Here is a 12518-nt window from a genome sequence, read left to right as displayed (position 1 = left end):
GGCCGCCCATGCAAACCGGCGATTAACCCATCACTCCCAGTCGAGCCCGCCCTTCTTCCAGATATAGGCAAAGCCCAGCAGGAATTCGAGCAGAAAAATCATCATTGCGATGAAACCCGGCCAGCCGATGTCCCGGAGCGCGACGCCCCACGGAAACAGGAATGCGGTTTCGAGATCGAAGATGATGAACAGGATAGCGACGAGATAATACCGGACGTCGAATTTCATCCGGGCGTCTTCAAAGGCTTCGAAGCCGCACTCGTACGGTGCGTTCTTCTCGACGTCCGGCTTGTTGGGACCAAGGAGCTTGCCGATGCTGACCAGCGCTATACCTAAACCAGTGCCCACGAGGAGGAACAACAAGACGGGGTAATAGGCTGCGAGGTTCAAGGCAATCCTCTATCGGTTGGTTCTGAGCGTCCGGAGAATACCACTTCCGGCGGAAGGAATCATTTCGGAGTGCAGGCGATCGCAAGACAACCGCAAGCCCATCCCAGAAATGAAAAATGCCAGCCACTAGAAGCGGCTGGCATTGAGTAACTTTGGTGCCGACGGCGAGACTCGAACTCGCACAGCTTTCGCCACTACCCCCTCAAGATAGCGTGTCTACCAATTTCACCACGTCGGCACTGCATGCAACTCGGGTTGTGCTGCTTGTTCCCGCGAATCGCTTCAAGAATTAAATTCTAACCCGAGTTCCAGATTTGTTCAACGCACAAACACAAAAAATTTAACTTTTTATTTCGGGACATCCTGGCCCGGCGCGCTTGCAGCCGAACCCGCAACGGCGGCGGATGCCGCGACTGCCGGTGCCGATGCTGCAGGTGCCGAAGCCGGCGCAGTCGCGGCCGCGCCGAGCACGCCGGCCGACGGCGTCGACTTGTACGAACCGAGGTACGTCAGTGCGAGCGTCGCGACGAAGAAGATCGTCGCGAGAATGCCCGTCGTGCGCGACAGGAAGTTCGCGGAGCCCGTTGCACCGAACAGGCTGCCCGACGCGCCACTGCCGAACGCAGCGCCCATGTCGGCACCCTTGCCGTGCTGCAGCAGCACGAGACCAATCACACCGAGTGCAGACAGCACCTGCACCACAATAATCAGCGTCTTGAATAACAGCATCACACCCACCCGATTGGATCGGGCGACCGGACCGTCCGGCCGCCGTCATGGTTCAATTCGATCTCGGACCGCTTATCGCGCGGCCCGGCAGATCGCCAGGAAATCTTCCGCCTTCAGCGACGCGCCGCCGATCAGGCCGCCGTCGATGTCCGGCTGCGCGAACAGTTCTTCCGCGTTGTCCGGCTTCACGCTGCCGCCGTACAGCACGGATACGTCCGCCGCACCCTTCGCCGCGAGGCGCGCGCGCAGGAACGCGTGTACGTCCTGTGCCTGCGCCGACGTCGCGCTCTTGCCCGTGCCGATCGCCCAGACCGGCTCGTACGCGACAACGATGCGCACCGCCTCTTCGGCCGTCAGCACGGCCAGCACCGCGTCGAGCTGCGCACCGACAACCTGCTCGGTCGCACCCGACTCGCGCTCGTCGAGCGTCTCGCCGACGCACACGACCGGCGTGAGGCCGGCTGCGAGCGCGCGCTGCGTCTTCGCCGCGACCGTCTCGTTGCTTTCGCCGTGATACGCGCGGCGTTCCGAGTGACCGACGATCGCATAGCGTGCGCCGAACTCCGCGACCATCGCCGCCGCCACTTCACCGGTGAACGCGCCCTGTTCGTGCGCGGACACGTCCTGCGCACCCCAGGCGACACGGCCGCCGTCGAGCTGCGCGTGAACCTGCGCGAGATACGGGAACGGCACGCACACGCCGACCGAGGTTTCGGCCGCCACCGCGCCCGCGCCCTGCACCACTTCGTTCAGCAACGCCTGGTTGCCGGCCAGCCGGCCGTGCATCTTCCAGTTGCCGATCACCCGCTTAGTTCTCTGTTTCGACATCGTGTCTGTCTCGTCATCGACGCGCCGGAAACCGGCCGTCAGGTTTGATCTGGCGAAGCAAACCCGCGATTTTACTGCGCACGGCTTGAACCGGTCAAACCGCGCATGTCAAGCCCGGCCACACGGGCCATCAGGCGTTCGCACCCCAATCGAGCACGATCTTGCCGGTGTGCTCGCTGCTTTCCATCAGCGCATGCGCCTGCGCGGCATCCGCGGCCGGCAGCACGCGGTAGATCACCGGCTTGATGCGCCCGTCGGCGATCAGCGGCCACACGCGCGCCTTCAGTTGCGCGGCGATGCGCGCCTTGAACTCGACCGGGCGCGGGCGCAGCGTCGAACCCGTAATGGTGAGCCGGCGGCGCAGGATCTCGCCCAGGTTGACGTCGGCCTTCGCGCCCCCGAGCAGCGCGATCAGCACGAGACGGCCGCCGTCCGCGAGCGCGGACAGTTCGCGCGGCACGTACGAGCCCGCCACCATGTCGAGGATCACGTCGACGCCGCGATCGTGCGTCAGTGACTTCACGACCTCGACGAAATCCTCGGTCTTGTAGTTGATCGCGCGTTCGGCGCCGAGCGCCTCGCACGCGCGGCACTTGTCGGCGGTGCCGGCCGTCGCGAACACACGAAAGCCGAGCGCATGCGCGATCTGGATGGCCGTCACGCCGATACCGCTCGAGCCACCCTGCACGAGCAGCGTCTCCTGCTCGCCGCCCTCGCCCGCGCCGAGCTGCGCACGGTCGAACACATTGCTCCACACGGTGAAGAACGTTTCGGGCAGCGACGCAGCCTCGATATCGGTGAGCCCTTCAGGCACCGGCAGACACTGCGGCAACGGTGCGACCGCATATTCGGCATAACCGCCGCCCGCGAGCAGCGCGCACACGCGATCGCCCAGCTTCAGGCCGAACGGGTTCAGCGCGGCATCGGACAGGTCGCCGCCGACGATCTCGCCCGCCACCTCGAGGCCCGGCAGGTCCGACGCACCCGGCGGCGGCGCATAAGCGCCCTTGCGCTGGAACACGTCGGGCCGGTTCACACCGGAAGCCGCCACCTTGATCAGCACCTCGCCGCGCTTCGGTTCGGGGCGCGGACGCTCCGCAAGCTTCAACACGTCGGGGGCGCCGAATTCGGTGATTTCGATGGCTTTCATGGTGAGGGAGGCTCCAGGATCGGAATCGGATGGCGCGCCCGGGCACGCGGCACGGACGCCTCGCCGGCGCTGCTGCGCCGCACAACGATGCTACAGAAAAAACGGCCGGCACGCTTTCGCACTGCCGGCCGTTGGTCCGCCTGTCCGCTTACTGCTGCGGCGGCGTGTCCGACTGCGACGCTGCCGCTGCTTCATTCAGCAGCGCCTTCGCCGACAGACGCACGCGACCCTTTTCGTCCGTCTGGATGACCTTGACCTTCACTTGCTGGCCTTCCTTCAGGTAGTCGTTGATGTCCTTCACACGCTCGTTGACGATTTCCGAGATGTGCAGCAGGCCATCCTTGCCCGGCAGCAGGTTCACGATCGCGCCGAAATCGAGCAGCTTGAGCACCGTACCTTCGTACACCTGGCCGACTTCGATTTCAGCCGTGATTTGCTCGATGCGCTTCTTCGCTTCGGCCATGCCTTCGCTGCTCGTGCTCGCGATCGTCACGACGCCGTCATCCGAGATGTCGATGGTCGTGCCCGTTTCTTCCGTCAGCGCGCGGATCACCGAACCGCCCTTGCCGATCACGTCGCGGATCTTTTCCGGGTTGATCTTGACCGTGATCATGCGCGGCGCGAATTCCGACAGTTGCGTGTTCGCACCCGCGACCGCCGACGTCATCTTGCCGAGGATGTGCATGCGGCCTTCCTTCGCCTGCGCGAGCGCGACCTGCATGATTTCCTTCGTGATGCCCTGGATCTTGATGTCCATCTGCAGCGCGGTCACGCCCTGTTCCGTACCGGCCACCTTGAAGTCCATGTCGCCGAGGTGATCTTCGTCGCCGAGGATGTCGGTCAGCACCGCGAACTTGTTGCCTTCGAGGATCAGGCCCATCGCGATACCCGCGACGTGTGCCTTCATCGGCACGCCGGCGTCCATCAGCGCGAGGCAGCCGCCGCACACCGATGCCATCGACGACGAACCGTTCGACTCGGTGATTTCCGACACGACGCGGATCGAGTAGCCGAATTCGTCAGCGCTCGGCAGGCACTTGACCAGCGCGCGCTTCGCGAGGCGGCCGTGGCCGATTTCGCGGCGCTTCGGCGAGCCGACGCGGCCCGTTTCGCCGGTTGCGAACGGGGGCATGTTGTAGTGGAGCATGAAGCGCTCGCGGTACTCGCCTTCGAGCGCGTCGATGATCTGCTCGTCACCCTTCGTGCCGAGCGTCGCGACGACCAGCGCCTGCGTCTCGCCGCGCGTGAACAGCGCCGAGCCGTGGGTACGCGGCAGCACGCCGGTGCGAATCTCGATCGGGCGCACGGTGCGCGTGTCGCGGCCGTCGATACGCGGCTCGCCGTTCAGGATCTGCGAACGGACGATCTTTGCTTCGATGTCGAACAGGACGTTGCCGACGGTGGCCTTGTCGGCCGCTGCCGTACCGGCTGCCTGCGCGTCTTCCTCGAGCTTCGCCGAGGTCGCCGAGTAGACTTCCTTCAGCTTCGTCGAGCGAGCCTGCTTGTCGCGGAGCTGGTAAGCGGCGAGCAGGTCGTTCTGCGCCAGGTCCGTCACACGCGCAATCAGCGCCTCGTTCTTCGGCGCCGGCTGCCAGTCCCACTCGGGCTTGCCGCCTTCGCGCACCAGTTCGTGGATCGCGTCGATCGCGACTTGCATCTGCTCGTGACCGAACACGACCGCGCCCAGCATCACTTCTTCCGACAGTTGATCGGCTTCCGATTCGACCATCAGCACCGCGCGTTCCGTACCCGCGACGACGAGGTCGAGGCTCGATGCCTTGATCTGGTCACGCGTCGGGTTAAGCACGTAGGCGTTGTCGATGTAGGCAACGCGCGCGGCACCGACCGGGCCGTTGAACGGCAGGCCCGACACGGCGAGCGCAGCCGATGCGCCGATCAGCGCGGGGATGTCCGCCGGGATTTCCGGGTTCACGGACAGCACGTGGATCACGACCTGGACTTCGTTGTAGAAGCCTTCCGGGAACAGCGGACGCAGCGGGCGGTCGATCAGGCGCGACGTCAGCGTCTCATGCTCCGACGGACGGCCTTCGCGGCGGAAGAAACCGCCCGGGATCTTGCCGGCCGAGTAGGTCTTCTCGAGGTAGTCGACGGTCAGCGGGAAGAAATCCTGGCCCGGCTTCGCCGACTTCGCGCCGACGACGGTTGCCAGCACGACGGTGTCTTCGACGTCGACGATCACCGCACCGCTCGCCTGGCGAGCGACTTCACCGGTTTCGAGGCGCACCTTGTGCTGGCCCCACTGGAATTCCTTCACGACCTTGTTGAACATGGACATGGTTGCTCCTTTGAATTCATGCATTTCATTCGCCGCGCCGGCCATCCGGCACGGCGGCGTCCCGACCGAATCACCCGGAGCAAGGTGTGTTTTTTATGCCATTCCAGCGCGGCGCTCGTGCAGCGACGCGCTGGAATGACACAAATCCTGCCCCGGTATCAGTCGTTGCGGCAGCCCCGCACGAAGTGCCGGACAGCCTGCGATGCGCGTGACGCTACGCACCGCGCAAAAACAAAATGCCTGTATCAGCGGACTGACACAGGCATCTTGCTGGCGGCAATCGCCTCGATTACTTACGCAGACCCAGCTTCTCGATCAGTGCGCGGTAACGGTCGGCATCCTTGCCCTTGAGGTAGTCGAGCAGCTTGCGGCGGCGGCTCACCATGCGCAGCAGGCCGCGGCGGCTGTGGTGATCCTTCGCGTGGGACTTGAAGTGACCCGTCAGTTCGACGATACGCGCGGTCAGCAGTGCGACCTGGACTTCGGGCGACCCCGTGTCATTGGTACCGCGGGCGAACTGAGCAACGACTTCCGACTTCTTGATATCTGCAACAGACATGTGATTTCCTTTCTAACTGAACAGGCGGACACGGAAGAATGGCCGTGCCGTGACTTACAACCGGCGCGCATTGTAGCACAACTCCGCGCCGTTCTTACCGCCCCCTGTCACGGACGCGTCATCGAACACGTCGACGGCATCTCCGTGCGCTGTGCCGGCACCGCCAGCACCGTCCGGAAGCCGTACCCCGACCCCTCGTTGTCGAAGCGCACGCCCGGCGTGCCGGCCTTGTCCATCTCCATCACGTAAAGGGGCTGGATCAGCTGATGATCCTGCGCGCGCATCCGCGACGCATGAAAGCCGTCGTCGAACGACAGGCCCTCGAGCGCCCGCGCGACCGCGACGGGGTCGGCCGAGCCCGCGCGGTTCATCGCCGCGGCCAGCATCTCGATCATCAGGCTCATCCGCCGCACCGGATAGTCGTCCTGCGCGGCCGGGAAACGGGTTCGGAACGCGCGGTAGAACGCGTCCGACTTCGCGCCGCCCGCGTTCGGGTGCCAGTCGGCCACGGCCACGACGCGCCCGACACCGGCATCGCCGAGGGCAGCCGGCGCGCCGAGGCTGTTGCCGTAGAACGTATAGAACTTCGCGTTCAGCCCCTGCTCGCGCGCCGCCTTCACGAGCAGCGTCAGGTCGTTGCCCCAGTTGCCGGTCACGACGGCGTCCGCGCCGCTCGCCCGGATCTTCGCGATATACGGCGCGAAATCCTTGATCCGGCCGATCGGGTGGAATTCGTCGCCGGCGATCGTCACGTCCGGGCGCCGCGCGGCCAGTGCCTGACGCGCAAGCGTGCTGACGTCGTGGCCGAAGCTGTAGTCCTGGTTCAGCAGATAGACCTTGCGCAGTGCGCGATCGCGCGCCATCACGTCCGCGAGCGCGGCCATCCGCATGCCCGCGTGCGCGTCGAAGCGGAAATGCCAGAAGCTGCAGCGAGCGCCGGTCAGCGCCGGATCATCGGCCGAATAGTTCAGGAACAGCATCCGGTTGTCCGGATCGCGCGCGTTCAGCTTGTCGAGCGCCGCGACGAGCGCAGCCGCGACGGCCGAACTGTTGCCCTGCGCAACGAAGCCGATATGGCGGTCCGCAGCCACGCGCAGTTGCACGAGCGCCTCCTCCGGGCTCCCCTTGCTGTCGAGCACGACGAGCTCGAGCGGGTGCGCGCCGTCGCGCAGCTTCACGCCGCCCGCCGCGTTGACCTGCTCGACGCCGAAGCGCAGGTTGCGCTCGACGGCCGCGCCTGCGTTCGCGAACGGGCCCGACATCCCTTCGATCAGCGCGATCCGCACCGGCTCGCCGCCGGCAAACGCGGACGACACCAGCATCCACCCTGCGCTCAATGCGAGCGCGCACCGCTTCCACCCCTGCATCGGCCACCTGCCCTTCAATCTGCTCGAGAAGCGCGGATCATAGGCCGGCGCACCCGCCGCCCGCAAGCGTGGCCATGCCGGCGATCCGCACCGATTTTTTCCGCCCGATGCACCGTCGCGCGCCGTCCGTGATACAACGGGACCTGTTTCCGTGTTCTGGAGGATCCCATGCGCATTCGCATTCCCGCGCGCCTGCCGGTGCTGGTCGCCGGTGCCGCCGCACTGCTCGCCGGTTGCGCGCAACCGTGGCAGCAATACCAGGCCGGCCAGGACGAGTCGGCGATCGTCGCGCGCATGGGCCCGCCGCGCGAGATCTACGATCTGCCCGGCGGCGGCAAGCGGCTGATGTGGCCGACCCAGCCGATGGGCGAAATCACGATCGCGGCCGACGTCGACGCGGCCCACAAGATCGTCAACGTGCGCCAGGTGCTGCAGCCGAACGAGTTCTATCGTGCGGAAATCGGCAAGTGGACGAAGACCGACGTGCTCGTCAATTTCGGGCGCCCCGTCGAGACATCCTACTTCCCGCTGATGAAGCGCGAGGTGTGGACGTACCGGTACCTCGAGGACAACGTCTGGTACATGATGTACAGCTTCTATTTCGATCCGCAGGGCATCCTGCGCATCACGCAGAAAACCCCGGACCCGCTGCACGATCCCGACCGCCGCAACCTGTTCTGACCGATTACGCATTTACGCGCAATTTTCGCAATGGCCATTCACGAATTATTGCGTGAATGGCCATTTCCTTTTTTCCGCTGCCTTATTTAATTCAGGAAATATGGCGGAAAACTTTTCCGATCGATGACATTCCGATGGCAATCCGCTGAACGCCCCGTCATGCGGGCCATTGCGCCGAAACAGGCATACCCGATGCATGTCATGCGTTGGGTTGGTGCACGCAATGCACTACGCCAAATCAATTTGAAACAATTTGTTTCAATGCACCCGGAGTGCTAGGGCATACCCCTAATATCAGTCGAAACCGAACCTTTCAATTTAGAAAGATTGCAATTGCGTCATTTCGCCGATATTTATTTGCCTTTATCAGAAAGGAGTCCTCATGAATCGCCCAAAGAGCATGCTGGTTGCCAACATTGCCTGGGCCCGCGAGACGCGTGAACACACGCCCGGTTTCTTCGACGCGCTTGCGCGCGGCCAGAACCCGCGCGTGCTGTGGATCGGCTGCGCCGACAGCCGCGTGCCGGCCGAAACCATCACGCACTGCGCGCCCGGCGAACTGTTCGTTCATCGCAACATCGCGAACCTGTTCCATCCCGACGACGACAATTCCGCCAGCGTGCTCGAGTACGCGGTGCGCGTGCTGAAGGTCGACCACGTGATCGTGTGCGGGCACTACGGCTGTGGCGGCGTGCGCGCGTCGCTGCTGCCGCCGCCGGCCGACCTGCCGCACGTCGCGCGCCGCATCGCGCCGCTCTGCGCGCTCGCACGCCGCCATCGCGACACGCTCGACGGGCTCGACGACACGGCCGCCGCCGATCGCCTCGCCGAACTGAACGTGCTCGAACAGGTGCGGCTGCTCCGCGCATCGCCGATCGTGCGCGGCCGCGAACGGCCGCCGCTCGTGCACGGCTGGATCTTCTCGCTCGCCGACGGCCGCCTGCTGGAGCTCGATTCGGGCTACGCGACACCGCCCGTCGACGTCGAACCCGCGCTGGCCACGACCGCCGCCGCGCTCGGCTGATTCATCCCCCGCCCCAACGCCCACGAAATCGCCCCAACCATGAAACTGAACGAGCGCCTGTCCACCCTGCCGCGCGACATCGTCGCCGGCATCGTCGTTTTCCTCGTCGCGCTGCCACTCTGTCTCGGCATCGCCAACGCCTCCGGCGTCGAGCCGTTCGCCGGGCTCGTGTCCGGCATCGTCGGCGGTATCGTCGTCGCGCTGCTGAGCGGGTCGTCGCTGTCCGTCAGCGGGCCGGCAGCCGGCCTCGTGGTGATCGTCGTCGAAGGGATCGCACAACTCGGCAGCTTCTCCGCGTTCCTGCTCGCGGTGCTGCTGTCCGGCGTGCTGCAATTCGGGTTCGGCATGCTGCGCGCCGGCCGCTTCGCCGCCTACGTACCGTCGCCCGTCATCAAGGGCATGCTCGCCGCGATCGGCCTGCTGCTGATCGTGAAGCAGATTCCGTTCGCATTCGGTATCGGCGGCTCGGCCGCGCAATCGTTTGCGAACTGGCCGGGCCTGCCGGTCGCGTGGGCCGCCACGGCCATCGCGCTCGCGTCGCTCGCGCTGCTGATCGCGTGGGACACGCCCGCGCTGCGCCGCTTCGCGCTGGTGCGCTCGGTACCGGCGCCGCTCGCGGTCGTCGTGCTCGGGATCGGCGCGACGCTCGTGCTGGGCTTTGTCGCACCGGCCGTTGCGCCGGGCGCCGCCCATCGCGTGACGCTGCCCGAGCTCGGATCGTTCGCGGCGTTCGCGGCATCGCTCAAGCATGCGGAGCTCGGCCCGAACTTCGCGCAACTCGTCAATCCGGACGTGTGGCGCGTCGCGATCACACTCGCGGTCGTCGCGAGCCTGGAGACGCTGCTGAGCCTCGAAGCGGTCGAGCAGATCGACCCGAAGCGCCGGCCGACGCAGCCCGACCGCGAACTGAAGGCCCAGGGCGTCGGCAATCTCGTCGCGGGCGCGGTCGGCGGGCTGCCGATCACGTCAGTGATCGTACGCAGCTCGGTGAACGTCAACGCGGGTGCGCAAAGCCGGATGTCGGCCATCGTCCACGGGATGCTGCTGCTCGCGAGCGTGTTCGCGCTCACCGGCCTCATCAACCTGATCCCGCTCGCGAGCCTGGCCGCGATCCTGATCCATACGGGCTTCAAGCTCGCGAAGCCGGCGCTGTTCCGTTCGGTGATGAAGCAAGGGCCGGCCGCGTTCGTGCCGTTCGCGGCGACGATCATCGGCGTGCTCGCGGTCGACCTGCTGTTCGGGATCGCGCTCGGCCTGGCGTGCAGCGTACTGGCAGTCGCCGTCGCGAACCTGAAGAGCCCCGTCACGCTCGCGCAGCACGACGACCACTACCTGCTGTCGTTCCGCAAGGACGTGTCGTTCCTCGGCAAGGTTCAGGTCAAGCACCACCTGCGGCACATTCCGGACCACGCGGCGGTGATCATCGACGCGACCCGCGCCGACTACATCGATCACGACGTGCTCGAACTGCTCGACGCGTTCGTCGCCGATGCGCCGCGGCGCGGGATCGCCGTCGAGTTCCGCCGGCGCAGCCCGGCGACACGCCCCGCTACGCGCCGCTGGCTGTTCCGCGCACCGGCTGCCGAATGAGCGGCGGATGAAAAAACGCCCCGGCGGCGCAAGGCCGCACGGGGCGTTCCGGAGATGCGCAGCGCGCGGCGCTTACGAGCGCTGCGGGTTGAGCTTGTCGTCCTTCGAATGCAGTTTGTTCAGCGCGGAGATGTACGCCTTCGCCGACGCGGCGACGATGTCCGGATCGGTGCCGACGCCATTGACGATCCGCCCGCTCTTCGACAGACGGACGGTGACTTCGCCCTGCGCCTGCGTGCCCGTCGTGATGGCGTTCACCGAGTACAGCAGCAGCTCGGAGCCGCTGCCGACTTCACCTTCGATCGCATTGAACGTCGCGTCGACCGGCCCGTTGCCACGTGCCTCGCCCGTCACTTCCTTGCCTTCGACCGCGAACACGATCTTCGCCTGCGGCTGCTCGCCCGTTTCCGAACGCTGCGACAGCGACACGAACTTGAAATGTTCCTGCTCGTGCGCGAGCGCCGATTCCTCGGACACGATCGCGATGATGTCCTCGTCGAAGATCTCGGCCTTGCGGTCGGCCAGATCCTTGAAGCGCATGAACGCGGCGTTCAGTTCGGATTCGCTGTCGAGCGACACACCGAGTTCCTGCAGGCGCTGCTTGAACGCGTTGCGGCCCGACAGCTTGCCGAGCACGATCTTGTTTGCGGTCCAGCCCACATCTTCCGCACGCATGATCTCGTAGGTGTCGCGCGCCTTCAGCACGCCGTCCTGGTGGATGCCCGACGCATGCGCGAACGCGTTCGCGCCGACCACCGCCTTGTTCGGCTGCACGACGAAACCGGTGATCTGCGACACGAGCTTCGACGTCGGCACGATCTGCGTCGTGTCGATGCCGACGTCGAGGCCGAAATAGTCCTTGCGCGTCTTCACGGCCATCACGATTTCCTCGAGCGACGTGTTGCCTGCACGCTCGCCGAGACCGTTGATCGTGCACTCGATCTGACGCGCGCCGCCGATCTTCACACCGGCGAGCGAGTTCGCGACGGCCATCCCGAGGTCGTTATGGCAGTGCACCGAGAAAATCGCCTTGTCCGAGTTCGGAATGCGTTCGCGCAGCGTCTTCACGAGGTTGCCGTAAAGCTCCGGCACGCCATAACCGACGGTGTCGGCGATGTTGATCGTCGTCGCGCCCTCGGCGATCACGGCTTCCAGCACGCGGCAGAGGAAATCCAGATCGGAGCGGCTGCCGTCTTCCGGCGAGAATTCGACGTTGTCGGTGAACTTGCGCGCGAAGCGCACCGCGAGGCGCGCCTGCTCGAACACCTGGTCGGGCGTCATCCGAAGCTTCTTCTCCATGTGCAGCGGCGACGTCGCGATGAACGTATGGATCCGGAAGCTGTTGGCCGGCTTCAGCGCGTCGGCCGCGCGCTGGATGTCCTTGTCGTTGGCGCGGGCCAGCGAGCAGATCGTGCTGTCCTTCACGAGACCGGCGATCGTGTGGATCGCGTCGAAGTCGCCGTTCGAGCTGGCCGCGAAGCCGGCTTCGATCACGTCGACCTTCATCCGCTCGAGATGCTTCGCGATGCGGATTTTCTCTTCCTTCGTCATCGACGCGCCGGGCGATTGTTCACCGTCACGCAACGTCGTATCGAAAATGATCAGCTTGTCTGTCATGGGGGGGCTCCAGGGCTCTTTATACGGAAGTCAAACGTAATGAGATCGCGCCACCGCTGGCGACGCTCAACAACAGACGAAGCTTGACGGGGGGCGAGAACGGTCAGCGCGGCAGGCGCGCCAACGCTAGCGCGCGTAGCGGCGCACCGGCTAGAAGGAGGGAGAGGCGGGGAAATGCAGTCATGCCGAAGACTATAGCGACATTCCGTTGGCCGCGCAATCGGACGCCGCCCGGGTGGTTCCGGCAACCCGGCTCGAAAAAGGGGCAAATAAAAACGGCGGCCCCG

General features: G+C 65.3%; 11 protein-coding genes and 1 tRNA gene. 3 read left to right on the top strand and 9 right to left on the bottom strand.

Features of this window, described 5'->3' with window-relative positions:
* Positions 1-30 precede the first annotated feature (30 nt).
* The 8 genes from U5809_RS33370 to U5809_RS33335 form a co-directional block, all read right to left on the bottom strand.
* Positions 31-390 (bottom strand): NADH-quinone oxidoreductase subunit A, encoded by a 360-nt coding sequence (locus U5809_RS33370; RefSeq protein ID WP_006398798.1) that lies wholly within the window; start codon positions 388-390, stop codon positions 31-33.
* 153 nt (positions 391-543) lie between these two features.
* A tRNA-Leu gene (locus U5809_RS33365) sits at positions 544-628 on the bottom strand.
* A gap of 110 nt (positions 629-738) precedes the next feature.
* On the bottom strand, positions 739-1119 hold the full coding sequence (secG, locus tag U5809_RS33360; RefSeq protein WP_282505630.1) for a preprotein translocase subunit SecG: 381 nt from the start codon (positions 1117-1119) through the stop codon (positions 739-741).
* Positions 1120-1191: 72 nt separating this feature from the next.
* The gene (gene tpiA / locus U5809_RS33355) at positions 1192-1947 is read right to left on the bottom strand and encodes a triose-phosphate isomerase (protein WP_322089678.1); all 756 of its coding nucleotides are present in this window, start codon (positions 1945-1947) and stop codon (positions 1192-1194) included.
* A 130-nt stretch (positions 1948-2077) separates the two neighbouring features.
* A complete protein-coding gene (locus tag U5809_RS33350; protein ID WP_322089677.1) occupies positions 2078-3097 on the bottom strand; it encodes an NAD(P)H-quinone oxidoreductase in 1020 nt (339 codons plus the stop codon).
* Positions 3098-3245: 148 nt separating this feature from the next.
* Positions 3246-5393 (bottom strand): polyribonucleotide nucleotidyltransferase, encoded by a 2148-nt coding sequence (gene pnp / locus U5809_RS33345; protein ID WP_176050378.1) that lies wholly within the window; start codon positions 5391-5393, stop codon positions 3246-3248.
* Between the two features lie 289 nt (positions 5394-5682).
* Complete coding sequence (rpsO, locus tag U5809_RS33340) at positions 5683-5952, bottom strand: 30S ribosomal protein S15 (RefSeq protein ID WP_176050379.1); 270 nt, start codon at positions 5950-5952, stop codon at positions 5683-5685.
* Between the two features lie 107 nt (positions 5953-6059).
* The gene (locus tag U5809_RS33335) at positions 6060-7319 is read right to left on the bottom strand and encodes a branched-chain amino acid ABC transporter substrate-binding protein (protein ID WP_322089676.1); all 1260 of its coding nucleotides are present in this window, start codon (positions 7317-7319) and stop codon (positions 6060-6062) included.
* 168 nt (positions 7320-7487) lie between these two features.
* Between U5809_RS33335 and U5809_RS33330 the strand changes: the two genes are divergently transcribed.
* The 3 genes from U5809_RS33330 (at position 7488) to U5809_RS33320 (ending at position 10614) form a co-directional block, all read left to right on the top strand.
* Positions 7488-8000 (top strand): hypothetical protein, encoded by a 513-nt coding sequence (locus U5809_RS33330; protein ID WP_322089675.1) that lies wholly within the window; start codon positions 7488-7490, stop codon positions 7998-8000.
* Positions 8001-8382: 382 nt separating this feature from the next.
* Positions 8383-9024 (top strand): carbonic anhydrase, encoded by a 642-nt coding sequence (locus U5809_RS33325; protein WP_176050382.1) that lies wholly within the window; start codon positions 8383-8385, stop codon positions 9022-9024.
* Positions 9025-9063: 39 nt separating this feature from the next.
* Entirely contained in the window at positions 9064-10614 is a 1551-nt protein-coding gene (locus tag U5809_RS33320; RefSeq protein WP_322089674.1) for a SulP family inorganic anion transporter, read from the top strand.
* Positions 10615-10686: 72 nt separating this feature from the next.
* On the opposite strand, the gene U5809_RS33315 is transcribed toward U5809_RS33320, so the two are convergent.
* The gene (locus U5809_RS33315; RefSeq protein ID WP_322089673.1) at positions 10687-12231 is read right to left on the bottom strand and encodes a 2-isopropylmalate synthase; all 1545 of its coding nucleotides are present in this window, start codon (positions 12229-12231) and stop codon (positions 10687-10689) included.
* Between the last annotated feature and the right edge of the window lie 287 nt (positions 12232-12518).

Source organism: Burkholderia sp. BCC1999 (genome assembly GCF_905339975.1).
Classification (GTDB): Bacteria; Pseudomonadota; Gammaproteobacteria; order Burkholderiales; family Burkholderiaceae; genus Burkholderia.
Note: the sequence above shows the minus strand (reverse complement) of the source record. Positions and strands in the feature narration are given on the sequence as shown.

What these genes read in the sequence shown, in the direction of transcription:
- secG (WP_282505630.1), bottom strand. Translation starts at nt 1,119, where the DNA reads ATGCTGTTATTCAAGACGCTGATTATTGTGGTGCAGGTGCTGTCTGCA.
- tpiA (WP_322089678.1), bottom strand. Translation starts at nt 1,947, where the DNA reads ATGTCGAAACAGAGAACTAAGCGGGTGATCGGCAACTGGAAGATGCAC.
- U5809_RS33350 (WP_322089677.1), bottom strand. Translation starts at nt 3,097, where the DNA reads ATGAAAGCCATCGAAATCACCGAATTCGGCGCCCCCGACGTGTTGAAG.
- pnp (WP_176050378.1), bottom strand. Translation starts at nt 5,393, where the DNA reads ATGTCCATGTTCAACAAGGTCGTGAAGGAATTCCAGTGGGGCCAGCAC.
- rpsO (WP_176050379.1), bottom strand. Translation starts at nt 5,952, where the DNA reads ATGTCTGTTGCAGATATCAAGAAGTCGGAAGTCGTTGCTCAGTTCGCC.
- U5809_RS33335 (WP_322089676.1), bottom strand. Translation starts at nt 7,319, where the DNA reads ATGCAGGGGTGGAAGCGGTGCGCGCTCGCATTGAGCGCAGGGTGGATG.
- U5809_RS33330 (WP_322089675.1), top strand. Translation starts at nt 7,488, where the DNA reads ATGCGCATTCGCATTCCCGCGCGCCTGCCGGTGCTGGTCGCCGGTGCC.
- U5809_RS33325 (WP_176050382.1), top strand. Translation starts at nt 8,383, where the DNA reads ATGAATCGCCCAAAGAGCATGCTGGTTGCCAACATTGCCTGGGCCCGC.
- U5809_RS33320 (WP_322089674.1), top strand. Translation starts at nt 9,064, where the DNA reads ATGAAACTGAACGAGCGCCTGTCCACCCTGCCGCGCGACATCGTCGCC.
- U5809_RS33315 (WP_322089673.1), bottom strand. Translation starts at nt 12,231, where the DNA reads ATGACAGACAAGCTGATCATTTTCGATACGACGTTGCGTGACGGTGAA.